Here is a 16,531-nt window from a genome sequence, read left to right as displayed (position 1 = left end):
CGCCGCACCGGCGCGCTACCGCGTCGTCTCCGTCGTGAACGTTCCGTTCGTTCCGGTCCTGAACGTCCCGGTCGTCTCTGTCGTTCCCGTTCTGAACGTCCCGGTCGTCTCTGTCGTTCCCGTTCCGAACGTCCCCGTCCCCCGAGTCCCGGTTCCGAACGTCTCCGTCGTTCCCGTTCCGAACGTCCCGGTCGTCTCCGTCGTCCCGGTTCCGAACGTCTCCGTCGTTCCGGTACCGAACGTCCCCGTCCCCCGAGTCCCGTTGACCGTCGTCTCCGTCGTTCCGACTCCGTCGGCCTGCCGGATGAGGAAGACGCGGCCGTTCATCTGCTGTTGATGGAACCGACAGCGGTATCGGTTCATCGCCTGGCGCGCCCGGAACGTGACCGAGCGCGTCTCGCCCCGTCGAGACGTCGGTTGCGTCTCCTCGAGTACGCGTCCGTTCTCGCCGATCAGCTGGAACTGGTGTCTCGCCCCGTCGAGGTTTATCCAGATAATCCGGTACTCCGTGCGGGGACGGAATCGCAACACCGGGTTCGGCGCGCCCTGGAGCGACGGCGGCGTGAGCCCGAGCCAGAAGTCCGTCCGTCCGCCGAGGATGATGGTCCTGACATCCGGTCCGGACGTACCGGTCGTCTCCGTCGTTTCCGTGGTCTCCGTCGTCTCCGTGGTCTCCGTCGTCTCCGTCTCGTTCGCCTGCGTCTGGTTGCCCTGCGTATCGTTCGTCTGGTCCTGGGCACCGACGAGCGTGCCGAGGCCCCCGACGACGCCCAGCGCTCCCGCCGCCTTCAGTAGGTTTCGCCGCGAGCTACTCGGTGAGTCTTTCTCTGTCATCGTTCCCCTCCCGCGACGCGAGGACGAGGGAAAAATCGCCGCTACCGTTCGCGGTCACAATCCGGCGTTTCGACCCTCAACGGCATCGATGTGAGGGTTGTCGGTCGGACAACCGACACAACTCAGAACGTCGAAGCGGTCGTTCGGTGACGTGGACCGAAGAAACGAGGAAAGGGGGGATTACGGCGTGGCGAGTGTGACGCACCGTTCGGCAACCGCACCGTCGTCGTCGACCGCCCGGAGCGTCACCGTTCAGCTCGCACCGCAGTACGTTCTTATCGCGATAGTCTCCCGGTTCGTTCGAACTCGGCGTCGGCGTCCCACTCTCAAGCCACGGTTTCGCCGTCGGGGTCGCCGTTCGCCACGACCGGGACGACCGTCGAGAACCGCCGCGAATCCGCCGCGAAAACGAAGAACCGTCGTCTACTGCTGGAACTGGTCCTGGATTATCTCCAGCGTCCGCTCGCGGTCGTCCCAGGCGACGAAGACCGCGACGCTGGTCGCGCTGGTGATGAGGTCGTGGATGTTGATGTGGGCGTCCGCGACCGGCTCGACGAGTTCGCTGATGATACCGGACTGATTCGGTAGTTCGCCACCCGTCACGCGGATGACGGCCACGTCGTCGTCGACCGTGACGCTGGACAGCGACCCCTCCTCGATTACCTCCTGGTGGAGGATGTTCTCCGCGCGCTCGGCGACGCCCTCGTCGACGTAGAACGTGATGCTGTCCATTCCGCTGGCGACCGCGTCGACGTTGATGTCGGCCTCCGCGAGCGCCGACGACAGGTCCGAGAGGATGCCCGACTGGTTGCGGACGGCCCGCCCCGCCACGGTCAGGCAGGCCAGCGGCGACTCCCGCATGTCGATGAGGTTCTGGAACTGGCCGGTGACGTTCGTGCCGCCGGTCAGCAGGTCCCCGTGCTGGTAGTGGACCACCCTGACGCCCATGTCGTCGTCCTTGTAGGAGAGCGCCGAGGGAGCGACCACCTCCGCGCCGCGGAACGAGAGGTTCCGGAGTTCGTCGACCGTTATCTTGCCGACGTTGCGCGCCCCCTCGACCACGTGCGGGTCGCCCGTCATGACGCCCTCGACGTCGGTGACGATGACCACCTCGTCTGCGTCGACGTACGAACCGAGCATCACCGCGGTCGTGTCGCTGCCCCCGCGGCCGAGCGTCGTCACGTTCCCCTCCCCGTCCTCCGCGAGGAAGCCCGTGACGACCGGGACCGTCCCGTCGAGGTCGGACGCGAGTTCCCGGGTTCGTTCGCGGGTCTCCTCGGCGTCGACCTCGCCGCGCGAGTCGGTGACGATGGGCCAGTCGTCGCTACCCGGTTCGACGAACGTGGCGTCGACGCCGCGGGCCGCGAGCGCCGCCTTCAGCATCCGGACGCTGGTACGCTCGCCCATGCTGACGATCTCGGCGCGGTCGGCCTCCTCGGCCTCGAACTCGATGTCGTCGAGCAGTTCGTCGGTCGTGTTCCCCATCGCGCTCGCGACCACGACCAGCTCGTGGCCCGCCGCGACGGCCTCAGCGACGGAGTCGGCGGCGCGGTTGATTCGGTCGCCGCTGCCGAGGCTCGTCCCCCCGAACTTGGCGACTACGCGCACCGCACCATCCCCCGCCGTTCGTACGTGTGTATCATGCTCGATGGTAGCAACGGCGGCCAGATAACTGCTTTCATGTCTGGAATTTCTGCCAATGTCGGCTGCTCTGCCACGTTGCCGTCCCGGCTCGTCGTCGCAGTCCTCGCCCTCCGGCTGTTCGTCGCGGCGGCCCTCTACGGTTCTGCTACCGCGGTCTCCGCTACGCGACCGTCGTCGGGAAACGAACCGGACGAGAAGGAAGTACGGGAGAGCGGCGTCCTCACTTCAGTTCTATCTTCCGGATGAACTGGAGGTTCTTCAGGTCGTTGAGCACGTCGCCGGGGATGTCGGCGTCCGTCACGATGTACAGGCGCGGCTCGTCGGTGAACTCGGGGTCCTCGCTGACCGTCTGGCGGATGGAGATGTCGTTGTCGGCCAGTAGCGTCGTCACCGTGGCGACGATGCCGGGCTCGTCGGCGTCGGCGACGTCGATGGTCAGTACCGTCAGATCGAGCACGGGCGCGAGGTCCATCAGGCTCGGGATGGAGGAGATGTTCTGGAAGATGCGCCGCAGTTCCTCGTCTTCGAGGATGGCGTCCGTCGTCGAGTCGACGACCCGGCGGTCGACGCCAATCTCGCGCGCTATCTGGGTGTTCGGAATCTCGATGCTCCCCGAGACGACCCGACCCTCGTCGCTGACCGAGAAACCGCGTTCGAGGAGCAGCCGGATGACCTGCTGCTGGGAGGGGCTCCCCTCGAACTTCTGCATGATGCGGTCGAACATGTCTGGGACAACGGAGGCTCCGTTTAAGGGGTTTCCCGTTCCAGGGACCCGGTTCGGTCGGCGAGACGGCGCGTCGCTTCGCCGAACCGCGCAGTAGCTACGGCGAACTCGTCCCAGGGCTCTCTTCCGTGCTCGCCGCGTCGCTCCGGCGCTCGTCCCTCGGCGTCGCCCCGTCCGGCGTCAGCGCGAGGCTTCGGTAGCCGCCGTCCGGCGCTCAGGCGTCCCCGCCGTCTCTGCCGCGCATCGCCCTGTAGCGCGCGTACAGCATCAGAGCGACGACCCCGACGGCGGCGAGCGCCGTACCGGGCGTCGTCCGGCGCTGCGAGAGCTTCGTGTAGAGGCTGGTCTCGGAGACATGACCCTCGTAGTCGCCGCGCTGTTCGAGGTCGCCGACCGGATCGTCGAGGACGTTCTGCTCGTCCGAACGCGCCGGTCGGTCCTTCTTCTGCAGCCGGACGAACACAGTCTCCACGAGCGTGTCCATGAAACTCGGCGCGTAGTGGCCGAGCACGGACATGCTCTTGCCGCCCGCGCCGATGAACACCTCGCGGTCGGGGTGTTCCGCGGCGTGCAGTATCGAGCGCGCTACCGTCTCCGGAGCGTAGATGGGCGGCGGAAGCGTCGCCTCCTCGTCCATGTAGTTTTTCGCGTGCCGAGGATAGGGCGTGTCGATGGCGCTGGGTTTGATGAGCGTCACGGACATCGGCGCGTCCTCTTCTTCCAGTTCCATGCGCAACGCGTCGGTGAAGCCCTTGACGGCGTGCTTGGAAGCCGCGTAGCTGCCCTGCAGGGCCAGCGCCTGGTCGGAGACGACGCTACCGATGTTCACGATTGCACCGCCGCGCTCTTTCAGGTGGTCGGCAGCTTCGAGCGAGCCGTACAGCAGGCCCCAGACGTTGGTGTCGAACTGTCGTCGCATGTCCTCGACGGGGGTGTCTTCCAGTTTGCCGTAGAGGAACGCGCCCGCGACGTTGACCCAGGTGTCGAAACCGCCGTACGTCTCCTCCGCGACCCGCGCTATCTCGCGGACGTCGTCCCGGTCGCCAACGTCGGCGACGACGTACACCGCGTCGCCGCCGGCCTGCGTTATCTCCTCGGTCAACTCCCGCAGCGCGTCCTCGCTACGGGCGGCGAGCACCAGCCGTGCCCCGCGGTCCGCGGCCATCCGCGCTGTCGTCAGACCGATGCCGGACGACGCCCCGGTGACGACGAGCACCTGGTCCTCGAGATTCTTCAGTTCCGCGGTCACGGCTCGCCCTCCCTGACCTCGGTGGGCGAGCGAGGCTCGCACGGCAGTCTCGCGCGGTGCTGTGCGACGGGTGCGGTAGTCGAGGAGGTGTTCGAGCGGTTCACTGCACAGTTCGACGGTCACGACGTCCTTATTACCGACGGCTGTACTTGCAGGGGACCCGCGTTCGGGCGGTTCGATGGTCGCGACGTCCTCGTACGAGTCCGCGCGTCGGCCGAGAGTCGTCCGGTACGCCACGCCCGTCGGTCCGCACGCTCGCCGTCCCGACCGGCGCCGCCGGTCGAACTGCCGTCAGCGACGAGGCTCCGGAGGAGACCGTGCCGGAATCGGTTCAGAGGCTCTCTTTCGTGCTCGCCACGTCGCTCCGGCGCTCGTCTATCTGCGTCGCGTCGTCCAACGCGCGCGCACTGGCCTTGAACAGCGCCTCTATCTCGTGGTGGGCGTTCTCGCCCGACACGGCGGCGTGCATGGTCAGTCCGGCGTTCATCGCCAGCGAGCGGAAGAAGTGGCCGGCCATGTGGCTCGTCAGTTCGCCGACCTGCTCCTGGGAGAAGTCGCCGTCGAACTCGAAGAGGGGGCGGCCGCTCACGTCCACGACGATTTCCGCGACGGCCTCGTCCAGCGGGACCGTCCGGTCGGCGAAGCGCTCGATGGCCCGGCGGTCGCCGAGCGCCTCGTCGAACGCCTCGCCGAGCGTGATGGCCACGTCCTCGACGGTGTGGTGGTCGTCGATGTGGAGGTCGCCGTCCGCGCGCACGGTCAGGTCGAACAGCCCGTGGCGCGCGAAACTGTCGAGCATGTGGTCGAAGAAGCCGACGCCGGTCTCGACGGTCGAGTCGCCGTCGCCGTCGACGTCCAGGGTCACCTCTATCTCCGTCTCCGCCGTCTCTCGAGTGACGGCGGCGGTGCGGTCGCTCATATCCGGTGGGAGGTCCCACAGCGACAAGGCAGTTCCGTTCAACGGTCGCTCGTCGAGGGTGCGAACGGTCCGGTCGTCCGCTCGACCTGTCTCCTCGCGGTTGTTTTCTACCTTCTTACACGCGTCTGACGTAGATATATCTTGTTCGCGCTCGTACGCTCACGATATGAAACGAGACGTACTCGCTACGCTCATGGTCCTCATGGGTGCCCTCCTCGGCGGGACGGTTCCCGGACTCCTGCTGGGTGCGCCGATGGCCGTCGCCGGCGCGTTCCTGCTGGCCGAACCGCGCGTCAAGTTCATGCAGGTTCCCGACACGGTCCGGAACCTCGACCGTCTGGCGCGCTGACCGGGGTCAGTCGAGCGCCGCCCGGGCTTCCTCCAGCGTGAACGCGCCCTCGTACAGGGCGCTCCCGACGACGACCGCGGCCGCGCCCGCGTCCCGGAGCGCACGAACGTCTGCGACGGTGGCGACGCCGCCGCTGGCGACGACGGGAACGTCGACCGCCTCGACCACGCGACGCACCTGTTCGGTCTGGACGCCCTCCATCCGTCCCTCGACGTCCACGTCGGTGAACAGTATCGCGCCGGCGCCGAGGTCCTCGTAGCGCGCCGCCGCTTCCGCCGGGTCGAGGCCGGTCCTCTCGGTCCACCCCGACACGACCACTTCACCGTCTTTCGCGTCGAGGCTCACCATCACGGAACCCGGATACTCGGCGCTGATGGCTTCGACGACGTCGGGGTTCTCGACCGCGGCGGTGCCGAGGATGACCCGGTCGACGCCCCGGGAGAGCAGGTCGGTGGCGTCGTCGACCGTGCGGATGCCGCCGCCGAGCTGGACGTCCACGTCGACGGCGTCGAGGATGGCTTCGACCGCTGGTGCGTTCGCCCGCTCGCCGTCGAACGCCCCGTCCAGGTCGACGAGGTGGAGCGTCTCGGCTCCCTGGTCGACCCAGCGGCCGGCCGCCTCGACCGGGTCGCCGTAGCGCTTCTCGGTGCCTCGCTCTCCCTGTACCAACTGGACGACGTCGCCGTCCTGAACGTCCACAGCGGGGACGACCTCGAACTCGGGGAACATACGCCCCCTTCGCCCGCGGCGGGTCTAAAGGCACCGAGTCGACACCGTTTAAGACGGTGGGTCGAATTAAATTAGGCATGGTCGATGTCCTTCTGCTCGTCGGTCTCGCAGTCGCCGTCTTCGTTGGTTTCAACATCGGCGGGTCCTCCACCGGAGTGGCGTTCGGCCCGGCGGTCGGCAGCCACACCGTCTCGAAGCTCGGTGCTGCGACCCTGATGTCGGCGTTCTTCCTCGTCGGTGGCTGGACCGTCGGCCGCAACGTCATCGCGACGATGGGCGGGAAAATCGTCCCCAGTGAGGAGTTCACGCTCGTAGCCAGCGTCGGCGTCCTCTTCTTCGTCGGACTGGCGCTGCTCATCTCGAACCTCTTCGGCGTCCCCGCCTCCACGTCGATGACGGCGGTCGGAGCCATCGCCGGTCTCGGCGTGGCCACGGAGACGCTCCGGGAGAGCGTCATGTTCCAGATCGTCTCGGCGTGGCTGCTCGCGCCCGTCATTGCGTTCTGGATCTGTGCCGTCATCGGACGCTACCTCTACCCGTATCTCGACGCGTGGTTCAGGCTCGAACAGTCGGAAGGCCCCCTCATCGAGTTCTCCCGCGTCGGGTCGTTGCCGTACCCGACCGTCTCCGCGAACGCGACGCCCAAGCAACTGATCGTCAACGGCCTCGTGGTCGGCATCGGCTGTTACATGGCCTTCTCCGCGGGCGCGTCGAACGTGGCCAACGCCGTCGCGCCGCTGGTCGGGGCCGGCGCGATTGGGGAGAGTTCCGGCGTCCTCTTGGCGGCGGGCGCGACCGCAATCGGGGCGTTCACCATCGCGCGGCGGACGCTCGACACGGTGGGCAACGACCTGACCGACCTGCCGCTGCTCGCGGCGCTCATCGTCGAGGTGGTCAGCGCCAGCATCATCACGTTCCTCTCCGAACTCGGCATCCCGGCCAGTCTCGCGGTGAGCGCGACGATGTGCATCGTCGGTCTCGGCTGGGGCCGGGCAACCCGGACGGTGCGGATTTCGGACGCGGCCGCCGCGGCGGTCAAGGGCCCCGACGAGTCGGAGGAGCGCTCGGAGATGTCGGTCGGCGCTATCGCCGCCGAACCCGAGAACGAGGTGGCCCGGATCGGCGAGGAAGACCCCGACGTGCTCTCCGCGAGCGACCTGTTCAACCCCTCGACGACAGCGCGGGTCGTCGGCCTCTGGATAATCACGCCGAGCATCTCCGCGCTGGCGTCGTTCCTGCTGTTCGAGTACGTCCCGCTGTAGCGCGGGACCCCGTTTCATCCGTCGTTCCCGATTTATAGACGGGGTCGGGATAAACAATAACTACTAACCGTACGCCGGGCGAACCACGAGGTGATGCCCACCGTTGAATACCTCAACTACGAAGTGCTGGACGACCAGGGATGGGACATTGACGACGACGACCTCTTCGAGAAGGCAGAGGACGCCGGCCTCGGCGACGAGGACTACGGCACGCTCGACGTGAACGAAGGCGAGTACATCCTCGAAGCGGCCGAGGCGCAGGGCTACGACTGGCCCTTCTCGTGCCGCGCCGGTGCCTGTGCGAACTGCGCGGCCATCCTCAAGAAGGGCGAAATCGACATGGACATGCAGCAGATTCTCAGCGACGAAGAGGTCGAGGAGAAGCAGGTCCGCCTGACCTGCATCGGTAGCGCGGCCGAGGACGAAGTCCAGATCGTCTACAACGCCAAGCACCTCGACTACCTGCAGAACCGCGTCATATAAACCAGCGTATAGCACCTCGCTATACATCGCGACGCGCTTCCTTTCCCGAACTACCGAATAGCGTCGGCCAGGGCTCCGTACGGGTCGACGCCCGGACGAATCGGCAGTGAGAACGCGTTATTTTCGGCGACTACGCGGAGAGGAGCACCGACGTTAGTGGATCCACCGTAGCGTCGTCGCCGCGTCGTTCACGGTCGGTGTCGAAGGAGATGCGTCGCGTGGGCAGTCACACCGGCACGACGGCGGAGTGCGACGCCGACTCGTTCGAGTTCGCGAGCGACGGCGCGGTCACGTCGTCGCCCGGCGACGGGCCGTACTCCGCGGTCGAACCGTACTGGGGGCTGGCCGGCACGCTCGCCCGCGAGAAGAACAGGCGGACGTGGCCGAGCCACGGTATCTTCACCTCGGCGGTGCCCCGGACCCAGGACGGACGCACGGGCTCGCTGATGCCGACCACCTGGTCGTACGCGCGGTTGGCGTCGCCCTTCGTGATGAAACCGTCGTGCGGGGCGGGACAGGTCTCTATCTCCTTGCAACTGTCCGCGCTACCGAGATAGGACTCGTCGGCCTCGTCGTACCAGTTCTCGCCCTCTTCGACCCAGAAGCGCGCCCGGTGGATTATCGGCGTCCGGTCGGACTCGCCGTCCGGCTTGTAGATTATCACGTCGCCGTAGTTGCTGAAGCTCCTGTAGTCCGCGCCCTGGCCGGCCTGGTAGGTGACGATGCCGGTACCGTCGACGGCGGCACCCGAGGTGAGGCGGTGTTCCTCCATGACGAAGATGAGGTCCCCTCGCTCCATGTGGGGTTCCATGCTCCCGCTCTCGACGGCGACCATCGGCGGCCAGACGCCGCTGACGGCGAACAGGAGAAGACCGATGGCTACGACGATGGCGGCGCTCTCCAGCATCTCGCGCACGAACGTGACGGTTCCGTTGTCGGTGGTCCGGAACCACCGCCACCAGCCCACCGGTCCGGCCCGGTCCGGCCCGGTCGACCACTCTCGACCGGGGGAATCCTCGGGGTCGGACCCCTGCGACCGGTCGGAATCGGAGGGACGGTCGGAGTCCGGACCGAACCGGTCCTCCGAAACCGGCCGGTCCCTCCCACCGTCGGACGACGACTCGTCTGGAGGACTCATTACGGTGCGGTTAGCCATCCCGGGTTGTCAACCTTCTGGGTTGGTTCGCTAGATTTTTGGCCGCCCCCGCGCTTCGTTCAACTCGTGCCACTCGAAACCCCGGCTCGAATCGTGCGAGAGTTGACGAGCCGCGGGTACAACGCCGACCGCGAGGCGGTGACGCTGCTCGCGTCCGCGCCCGACCCCGCGGGCGCGCTCGACCGCGCAGTCGAATCCGCCCCCGAGGACGCACTGAAACTCTCCGCCGACCACGTCAGACGGACCCTCGACGGGAACGGCGACGAGTCCGACGACCCCCCGGTTTCAACTGGAAACGCCGACGTGAGTTCGGGTCCCCGGGACGGGGCGTCTCCAGTCGAAACGGAGGGGTCCGCGAGCGAGTCGACGCAGGGACGGTCGGACGGAGCGGGGGTGACGACGTCCCGGAGCGTCGCCGACCGGTCGGTCGCCATCGACGGCGACGTGACGGGCGAGAGCACGGGAACCGGCGAGTACGAGGACTTCGTCTCCGTCTTCCGCGACCGCTTCAAGCGGCTCTCCGGGCAGCTTCGGGGCCGGGTGAACGCCCGACCGACGAACGCCGTCGCGGAGATGCCCGGCGGCAGCGAGGCGGCCATCGTCGGGATGATAAGCGACATCCGCTCGACGGCGAGCGGTCACTGGCTGGTCGAACTGGAGGACACGAACGGCACCTTCCCCTGCCTGGTCATGAAAGACCGGGAGTTCGCCGACGTCGTGGACGAACTCATGCTCGACGAGGCCATCGCGGTCGAGGGGACGCTGGCCGACGACGCCGGCATCCTGTTCGTCGACTCGCTCCACTTCCCGGACGTGCCGCGGACCTACTCGCCCTCGACCGCCGACCGGCACGTGCAGGCCGCGCTCATCAGCGACGTCCACGTCGGCAGCCAGGAGTTCCTCGCCGACGCGTGGTCGCGGTTCGCCGACTGGCTCCACACGGAGGAGGCGGAGCACGTCGAGTACCTGCTCGTCGCGGGCGACATGGTCGAGGGCGTCGGCGTCTACCCCGACCAGGACGAGGAACTCGACATCGTGGACATCTTCGAGCAGTACGAGCAGTTCTCGGAACATCTGAAGGAGGTGCCGGGCGACGTGGAGATCGTCATGATTCCCGGCAACCACGACGCGGTTCGGCTCGCCGAACCACAGCCGGGATTCGACGAGGAACTGCGCTCGATAATGGACGTCCACGACGCCCGCATCACGGGCAACCCGTCGACGGTGACCGTCGAGGGCGTCTCGGTGCTGATGTACCACGGCGTCTCGCTGGACGAGGTCATCGCCGAACTGCCCGACGAGAAGGCCAGCTACGACGACCCGCACAGGGCGATGTACCAGCTCCTGAAGAAGCGCCACGTCGCCCCGCAGTACGGCGGCCACACCCGCATCGCGCCGGAGGAGAAGGACTACCTCGTCATCGACGAGGTGCCGGACATCTTCCACACGGGTCACGTTCACAAGCTCGGGTTCGGCAAGTACCACAACGTCACGGCCATCAACTCGGGGTGCTGGCAGGCCCAGACCGCCTTCCAGAAGAGCGTCAACATCGACCCCGACGCCGGTTTCGCGCCCATCGTCGACCTCGACACGCTCGACGTGACCGTCCGGAAGTTCGTCTGACGGCGACGCCGGCCGAATCTCCAGTCGAAACGAAGCGGTTGGTTTCTTCGATATCGACGCGTAAACTCTCCGACCGTCGGAGAGTTCCCGGCGATGTGCTGTCGACTGCGAGACGAACTCCGAAGCGTGTGGATTCGGTTTCCGGGGCGCGTCGGTTTTATCAGGCGAGCAGTGGACGGGTCGCCATGGGAACGACGATACGGCTGGCGACCGCGGCCGACGCCGAGGAGATGACGGCTATCTACTCGCCGGTCGTGGAGAACACGGCCATCTCGTTCGAGACGACGCCGCCGACCGCCGAGGAGATGGCGTCGCGGGTCCGGAAGACGACCGGGGACCTCCCGTGGCTGGCGTGCGAACAGGAGGGGACGGTGGTAGGATACGCGTACGCCAGCCACCGGAACGACCGACCGGCGTACCGGTGGTCGGTCGACGTCGCCGTCTACGTTCGCGAGGGTCGACGGCGACGTGGCGTCGCTCGCGGCCTCTACGAGTCGCTCTTCGCCGTCCTGCGACGACAGGGATTCTGCAACGCTATCGCGGTGATAGCGTTGCCGAACCCGGCGAGCGTCGCACTACACGAAGCGCTGGGGTTCGAACGCGTCGGCGTGTACGAGGCGGTCGGCTACAAGCACGGCGAGTGGCGCGACGTCGGCCACTGGCAACTGTCGCTACGACCGGAGCCGGACTCCCCCTCGTCGCCGACCTCCGTCGACGAACTTCGGAACTCGCGGGGCTGGACGGACGCGGTAGCGACCGGAGAGTCGTCCGTTCGCCTGTAGCTCTTCGACGCAGTCGCTCGCATCGACGGGGAACGCCGAGATACGGAACGACGCTCTCGTTTCGACTGGAGTAAGAAGTCCCCCCTGTCCCTCGTTCTCCACACGAAGTAAAGGGGGAAGAAGGCGACGGGAATCGGTCAGGGAACGACGCCGACGGTCAGCAGCGTCCCGAACTCGCGGTAGCGTTCGACCATCGCCTCGCGGGAGTCCCAGTCGTCCGTCGGGAACGCCTCCGCTGGCGGGATCTCCGTCTCGCGGTCCGGGACGTTGTCCTGCTGGGCGACGTGGAATCCGGCCTCGCGGAACGCCTCGCGGTACTCGGCGGCGCTCCAGCGCGTCATCTCCACCTCGATGAACTCCTGCCACTCGTGGGAGTGGACGTTCTCCTCGTAGTAGTTGACCGCACACGAGAACGTTCCGCCGGAGCGGAGTACGCGCCGGAGTTCCCGCAGGGCCTCGTGGGGGTCGCTGGCGTAGTAGAACGCCTCCATCGAGAAGACGTGGTCGACGCTGTCGTCGGCGAACGGAAGGTGTTCGAAGTCGCCGACGACGAAGGCGACGTTCGCGTCGTCGGTGTACCCCCGGGCGTTGTGCGCCATCTCCGGCGAACCGTCGATACCGTACACCCGGCCCGCCTCCTTCGTGTCCCGGAGCGCACGCCCGGCGTACCCGCTGCCACAGCCGAGGTCGAGCACCGTGTCGCCCGCCTCGACCGGCATCCGGGCGAGCACGTGTTTGGCCGTGTGCCAGTGTCGATCCTCCATCCCGCGGTCGCGGCCCTCGGCCGCCCACTCGTCGAACTCCTCGCGGACGCTCATGGTCGGCCAGTGGTGCGCGGGGGTGAAAGTCGGTTCGGAACGGACGAGAACCGAACGACCGAGACCGGATACTTAAACCCGCTCGGTCCGTCGTCACGGTATGGTCGGGTCGAAAAAACGGTACGCTCTCGCCGACAGCGCCCAGCAGATAGTCGGCGGGTTCCTGCTCGCGGGGCCGTTCGTCGTAACCGAGGAGGTGTGGGTGCTGGCGGGGAACATGACGTGGCTGCACGCGCTGGGAACCGTCTGCATCGTCTTCGGAATCGGGTACGGAGCGCTGTACAAGGCCGACGACGAGCGCGACCCCGACCGCGAGGCGGAGGTGGCGGGCGTACCGGCGCGGTTCGTCTCGCTCATGGGCGTCGCGTTCGGGTCCGTAACCATCCTGGCGCTCACGTTGGCCGCACCCGAGACGTTCCTGCAGGACGGCCTGCTCGACGGCGAGGCGTCTTCGCGCGTGGTGGTGACGACACTGAAGGCCATCAGCGTCGGGGCTATCTTCAGCGTGGTCGGCGCGGCGACCGCCGACAGCGTGTTCTGAGTCCCGACAGTGTCGAGACGTTTTCCCGCATATTTTAAGTCTTAGCCCCCAGTTACCGACGAATATGGATTATCGGCTCGCAATCGAGAATACCCCGGAGACAGTGCCGGGCGGGACCGGCGTACTGCTGCTGCATCCGAGTACGGGAGAGACGGACCGAATCGACACCGACTTCCTGAAGACCGACACCGACCGCTTTCTCGTCATCTCGACGCGGACGACCGCCCGCGAGGTGAAACAGAAACTCGACCACTACGACGTCGACGAGAGCAAGGCCGACATCCTCGACACGCTCTCCATCGAGCGGGGCTACTCCCGGCGCAACGCCGACGACGTCCACTACGTCTCCTCGCCCGACGACCTCGAAGGCATCCTCGACGTGACCGAACGCTTCCTCACCAACACCGACGGCAAGCGTCGCATCAGCCTCGACTCAATCACCGAGATGGCGTACTACGCCGATGAACAGCGCGTCCACGACGCCGTCGCGGACCTGCTGGACCTGCTGGCCGAACACGACGCCGTCGGTCTGTTCCACCTCTCGAAGGGCGTCCACGACGAAGAACAGATAGAGCGCTTCATGGGCATGTTCGAGGCCATCGTCGACCTCGACCGGGACGGCGACGTCGAGACCGACTTCTCGAAACTGGAGTGAGTCGACGGTCGGGGACGCCCCGGCACCGCTCTCCCGGCGTTCGTGACGCCAAGTACCGTTACATCCGGGTTCTTCGCTCTCGGTCCGGCAGTACCTCGGGTATCGACGCGACGGTCCTCTGCGGTCGTGCCCGAGACGAGGGAAGAGGGGCGTGCGCTTACTTCGTCCGGAACGCACGGTCACCGGCGTCGCCGAGGCCGGGAACGATGTACCCGTCGTCGTCGAGGCGGTCGTCGATGCTCACCGTCAGCAGGTCGGCCTCCGGGAACTGGTCGCCCACGCGGAGCAGACCGTCCGGGGCGCTGACGGCCGAGAGGACGAACAGGTTCTCCGGATTGGGTTGTTCCGAGAGGACCTCCTCCAGTACCGCGCACATCGTGCTCCCGGTGGCGAGCATCGGGTCGGCGACGATGACGGTGTCTTGCTCGGTTATCTCCGGGAGCTTGATGTAGTCGATGGTGATGGGGAACTGGCCGTCGTCCATCCCGGCCTCCTCGTCGCGGCCCGCCGAGATGACGCCCTGCTTGGCGCGCGGGAACGCCTTCAGCAGTCCCTCGACGAACGGCGTCGCGGCGCGCAGGACGTTGACGATGACTACGTCGTCCAGTCCCTTGACGCGTTCGCCGGTCGTCTCGGTCATCGGCGTCTCGATGGAGACGTACTCCGTGTCCATCGCGCCGTCGATTATCTCGTAGCCGCAGATGCGGCCGAGTTTCACGAGCCCCTTGCGGAAGCCGACCTGCTCGGTCTCGACGTCTCGAAGCTTCGAGAGGGTGTCTTTTGCCAGCGCGTGCGTGATGAGGTGGGCGTCGCCCCGTTCCTCGATGGTCATACCCGAGAGATGCTCGGCGGGGGGCTATAACCTAACGATACTTTATCCGGCGTGCGTGCCACGGTGTCGACATGCGAACGGTCGAGGTTTCGCGGTTCGTGAACGCGGCACCGGCGGAGATAGAGCGCGAACTGTTGCCCGAGCGCGTCGTCCGGTTCGAGGGAACGTTCTCGGTGAACCAGGTAGAGGAGGGCGAGGACGAAACGGCCGTGCTCGCGCGCGGCGGCGGCCTCCAGACGGTGCTCGTCTTCGAGGAGCGCGAAGCGGGCGTCGCGTACCGTCAGCGCGGCGACGAGGGGCCGTTCGAATCGATGGAGACCACGCTGACGCTGGACCGCGAGAACGAGGGAACGCGGGTGACCGCGCGGTCGTCGGTGTCGCTCGGCCTGCCGGTCGCGTCGGTGTCTGATCGGGTCGCGGCGTGGAAGCGCCGCGGTGAACTCCGGCGACTGCTCGACGCGCTCGCAGCGGACGTCGAGTGACGACAGGCGAGGCGGACGCGAGCGACCGCTCCGACGCGCCCAGGGACCGCACGCGAGCGTGGCGAAGCCTTAACCGCGGGGCTTCCCTTTTGAGGGTATGACGCTCCACGAGCGGATCGCCGCGTACCGCGACTGGCTACGGGAAGTGCTGCACGGACTCTACCACGGGATGATAGAGCATCCCTCGTTCGAACTCATCGAGAAGGAGGCGGAGGACATCGAAGACGAATTCATGTTCGCCTGTTTCTCGGACGCCTTCGGCATCCCGAGTCCCGTCTCCTACTACACCGCCGAACTGCTGCCGTATCTCGGCGAGGAGTTCGAGCAGTTCGAGCGCCGGATGTGGGACCGCGAGTCGCTCATCGAACGCAAGGGCCAACAGTATCACTTCTAACATGAAGTTCGTCTTCTTCGGCGGGAAGGGCGGCGTCGGCAAGACCACGGTGTCGAGCGCCTACGGCCTGAAGTGCGCTCGCGCGGGTCTCGACACCCTCGTCGTCTCGACGGACCCGGCCCACAGCACCTCCGACGTGTTCGACCAGCAGTTCGGGGACGACCCCGCGCCGGTCGAGGGCCACGAGAACCTGTGGGCGATGGAGATCGACCCCGACGAGGAGGTCCAGCGACACATGCAGGAGATAAAGCGGGCGATGAGCGACCAGGTCAGCCCCGCCGTCGTCAACGCCATCGACCGCCAGATAGAACTCGCCCACAAGACTCCCGGCGCGCACGAGGCGGCGCTGTTCGACCGGTTCGTGGACGTGATGCGCGACAGCGAGGAGTACGACCGCGTCGTCTTCGACACCTCGCCGACCGGCGGCACCCTCCGCCTGCTCGGCCTGCCGGAGTTCCTCGGGGACTGGATAGACCGACTGCTCGACAAGCGCGCGAAGAGCATCGAACTGTTCGAGAAGGCGGCCGTCGGCGAGCACGAGGCCCGGCGGCGCGCGGAGGACGACCCCATCATCCGGCGACTCGAGGAGCGCAAGGAGACCTTCGAGTTCGCGGGACGCGTCCTCCGCGAGGAGGCCGCGTTCTACCTCGTCCTGAATCCGGACGAGCTCTCGATTCGCGAGACGGGGCGGGCCATCGAGGAGTTGACGGAGTACGACCTCGACGTGGAAGGGCTGGTCGTCAACAAGGTGACTCCGGAACCGGACGACGACGAGGGGGGCCGGGGTGCGCGCTACCTCCGCGAGCGCTGTCGCACCGAGCGCGACCGCATCGACGAGATACGCTCGGCGTTCGACGAACCCGTCGTCGCCACCATCGAGGAGCGCGTCCAGGAGGTGAAAGGCTCCCTGCTGGCGGAGGTCGCGGCCGAACTGGCGGTCGAGGTCGAAGCGCCGCCGGCCGCCAGCGAGTCGGCGAAGTAGCCGAGCGTGCTCCGTGACCGTAGCGACCGGCCGCGCCGGCGGTCGCCGTCGACCGCGATTTGGTAACGAATTC

The 16,531-nt window shown here is 66.9% G+C and carries 20 protein-coding genes; 11 read left to right on the top strand and 9 right to left on the bottom strand.

Annotation, left to right across the window (positions count from 1 at the left end):
* Positions 1-15: 15 nt before the first annotated feature.
* Positions 16-834 carry a cupredoxin domain-containing protein gene (locus ACRYA2_RS13610; protein WP_433628983.1) on the bottom strand — a complete coding sequence of 273 codons (819 nt, stop codon included), beginning with the start codon at positions 832-834 and terminating at the stop codon, positions 16-18.
* A 423-nt stretch (positions 835-1,257) separates the two neighbouring features.
* Positions 1,258-2,442 (bottom strand): aspartate kinase, encoded by a 1,185-nt coding sequence (locus ACRYA2_RS13605; protein ID WP_433628980.1) that lies wholly within the window; start codon positions 2,440-2,442, stop codon positions 1,258-1,260.
* Between the two features lie 33 nt (positions 2,443-2,475).
* Between ACRYA2_RS13605 and ACRYA2_RS13600 the strand changes: the two genes are divergently transcribed.
* The gene (locus ACRYA2_RS13600; protein ID WP_433628977.1) at positions 2,476-2,724 is read left to right on the top strand and encodes a hypothetical protein; all 249 of its coding nucleotides are present in this window, start codon (positions 2,476-2,478) and stop codon (positions 2,722-2,724) included.
* On the opposite strand, the gene ACRYA2_RS13595 is transcribed toward ACRYA2_RS13600, so the two are convergent.
* From ACRYA2_RS13595 to hisB, 3 genes are all read right to left on the bottom strand, one after another.
* A complete protein-coding gene (locus tag ACRYA2_RS13595; RefSeq protein ID WP_113274586.1) occupies positions 2,699-3,202 on the bottom strand; it encodes an amino acid-binding protein in 504 nt (167 codons plus the stop codon). The two genes, ACRYA2_RS13600 and ACRYA2_RS13595, sit on opposite strands and share 26 nt — an antisense overlap.
* A gap of 214 nt (positions 3,203-3,416) precedes the next feature.
* Positions 3,417-4,451, bottom strand: a complete 1,035-nt coding sequence (locus ACRYA2_RS13590; protein WP_433629172.1) for an SDR family oxidoreductase — start codon at positions 4,449-4,451, stop codon at positions 3,417-3,419.
* 331 nt (positions 4,452-4,782) lie between these two features.
* A complete protein-coding gene (gene hisB, locus ACRYA2_RS13585) occupies positions 4,783-5,370 on the bottom strand; it encodes an imidazoleglycerol-phosphate dehydratase HisB (protein ID WP_433628974.1) in 588 nt (195 codons plus the stop codon).
* A 166-nt stretch (positions 5,371-5,536) separates the two neighbouring features.
* On the opposite strand from hisB, the gene ACRYA2_RS13580 reads away from it, so the two are divergent.
* On the top strand, positions 5,537-5,719 hold the full coding sequence (locus tag ACRYA2_RS13580; RefSeq protein WP_433628971.1) for a hypothetical protein: 183 nt from the start codon (positions 5,537-5,539) through the stop codon (positions 5,717-5,719).
* Positions 5,720-5,725: 6 nt separating this feature from the next.
* Here the strand turns inward: ACRYA2_RS13580 and hisA are convergent, their stop codons facing one another.
* Positions 5,726-6,448, bottom strand: coding sequence for a 1-(5-phosphoribosyl)-5-[(5-phosphoribosylamino)methylideneamino]imidazole-4-carboxamide isomerase (hisA, locus tag ACRYA2_RS13575; protein WP_433628968.1), 723 nt, complete (start codon positions 6,446-6,448; stop codon positions 5,726-5,728).
* Positions 6,449-6,525: 77 nt separating this feature from the next.
* Here hisA and ACRYA2_RS13570 point away from each other — a divergent pair, with 77 nt between their 5' ends.
* Positions 6,526-7,710, top strand: a complete 1,185-nt coding sequence (locus ACRYA2_RS13570; RefSeq protein ID WP_433628966.1) for an inorganic phosphate transporter — start codon at positions 6,526-6,528, stop codon at positions 7,708-7,710.
* A 93-nt stretch (positions 7,711-7,803) separates the two neighbouring features.
* Positions 7,804-8,193, top strand: a complete 390-nt coding sequence (gene fer / locus ACRYA2_RS13565) for a ferredoxin Fer (RefSeq protein ID WP_433628963.1) — start codon at positions 7,804-7,806, stop codon at positions 8,191-8,193.
* 226 nt (positions 8,194-8,419) lie between these two features.
* Here the strand turns inward: fer and ACRYA2_RS13560 are convergent, their stop codons facing one another.
* Positions 8,420-9,331 carry a S24/S26 family peptidase gene (locus ACRYA2_RS13560; RefSeq protein ID WP_433628960.1) on the bottom strand — a complete coding sequence of 304 codons (912 nt, stop codon included), beginning with the start codon at positions 9,329-9,331 and terminating at the stop codon, positions 8,420-8,422.
* A gap of 84 nt (positions 9,332-9,415) precedes the next feature.
* Here ACRYA2_RS13560 and ACRYA2_RS13555 point away from each other — a divergent pair, with 84 nt between their 5' ends.
* Positions 9,416-10,972: a DNA-directed DNA polymerase II small subunit gene (locus ACRYA2_RS13555; RefSeq protein ID WP_433628957.1), complete on the top strand. Its 1,557-nt coding sequence runs from the start codon at positions 9,416-9,418 to the stop codon at positions 10,970-10,972.
* Positions 10,973-11,157: 185 nt separating this feature from the next.
* Entirely contained in the window at positions 11,158-11,754 is a 597-nt protein-coding gene (locus ACRYA2_RS13550; RefSeq protein WP_433628954.1) for an arsinothricin resistance N-acetyltransferase ArsN1 family B, read from the top strand.
* A gap of 137 nt (positions 11,755-11,891) precedes the next feature.
* Here ACRYA2_RS13550 and ACRYA2_RS13545 read toward each other — a convergent pair whose 3' ends face one another.
* The gene (locus ACRYA2_RS13545; protein WP_433628951.1) at positions 11,892-12,572 is read right to left on the bottom strand and encodes a class I SAM-dependent methyltransferase; all 681 of its coding nucleotides are present in this window, start codon (positions 12,570-12,572) and stop codon (positions 11,892-11,894) included.
* 100 nt (positions 12,573-12,672) lie between these two features.
* Here ACRYA2_RS13545 and ACRYA2_RS13540 point away from each other — a divergent pair, with 100 nt between their 5' ends.
* Positions 12,673-13,113 carry a DUF2391 domain-containing protein gene (locus ACRYA2_RS13540; protein ID WP_113274578.1) on the top strand — a complete coding sequence of 147 codons (441 nt, stop codon included), beginning with the start codon at positions 12,673-12,675 and terminating at the stop codon, positions 13,111-13,113.
* A gap of 64 nt (positions 13,114-13,177) precedes the next feature.
* A complete protein-coding gene (locus tag ACRYA2_RS13535) occupies positions 13,178-13,768 on the top strand; it encodes a DUF7090 family protein (RefSeq protein ID WP_113274577.1) in 591 nt (196 codons plus the stop codon).
* A 157-nt stretch (positions 13,769-13,925) separates the two neighbouring features.
* On the opposite strand, the gene upp is transcribed toward ACRYA2_RS13535, so the two are convergent.
* Positions 13,926-14,600 carry a uracil phosphoribosyltransferase gene (upp, locus tag ACRYA2_RS13530; RefSeq protein WP_433628948.1) on the bottom strand — a complete coding sequence of 225 codons (675 nt, stop codon included), beginning with the start codon at positions 14,598-14,600 and terminating at the stop codon, positions 13,926-13,928.
* 71 nt (positions 14,601-14,671) lie between these two features.
* Between upp and ACRYA2_RS13525 the strand changes: the two genes are divergently transcribed.
* The 3 genes from ACRYA2_RS13525 (at position 14,672) to ACRYA2_RS13515 (ending at position 16,458) form a co-directional block, all read left to right on the top strand.
* On the top strand, positions 14,672-15,082 hold the full coding sequence (locus tag ACRYA2_RS13525) for an SRPBCC family protein (protein ID WP_433628945.1): 411 nt from the start codon (positions 14,672-14,674) through the stop codon (positions 15,080-15,082).
* Positions 15,083-15,179: 97 nt separating this feature from the next.
* Positions 15,180-15,476, top strand: a complete 297-nt coding sequence (locus ACRYA2_RS13520) for a DUF7990 family protein (protein ID WP_113274574.1) — start codon at positions 15,180-15,182, stop codon at positions 15,474-15,476.
* A 1-nt stretch (position 15,477) separates the two neighbouring features.
* A complete protein-coding gene (locus ACRYA2_RS13515) occupies positions 15,478-16,458 on the top strand; it encodes an ArsA family ATPase (RefSeq protein WP_433628942.1) in 981 nt (326 codons plus the stop codon).
* Positions 16,459-16,531: the final 73 nt, after the last annotated feature.

It is taken from the genome of Halomicrococcus pelagicus, assembly GCF_050954125.1.
This window is presented reverse-complemented; position numbering and strand designations above follow the sequence as displayed.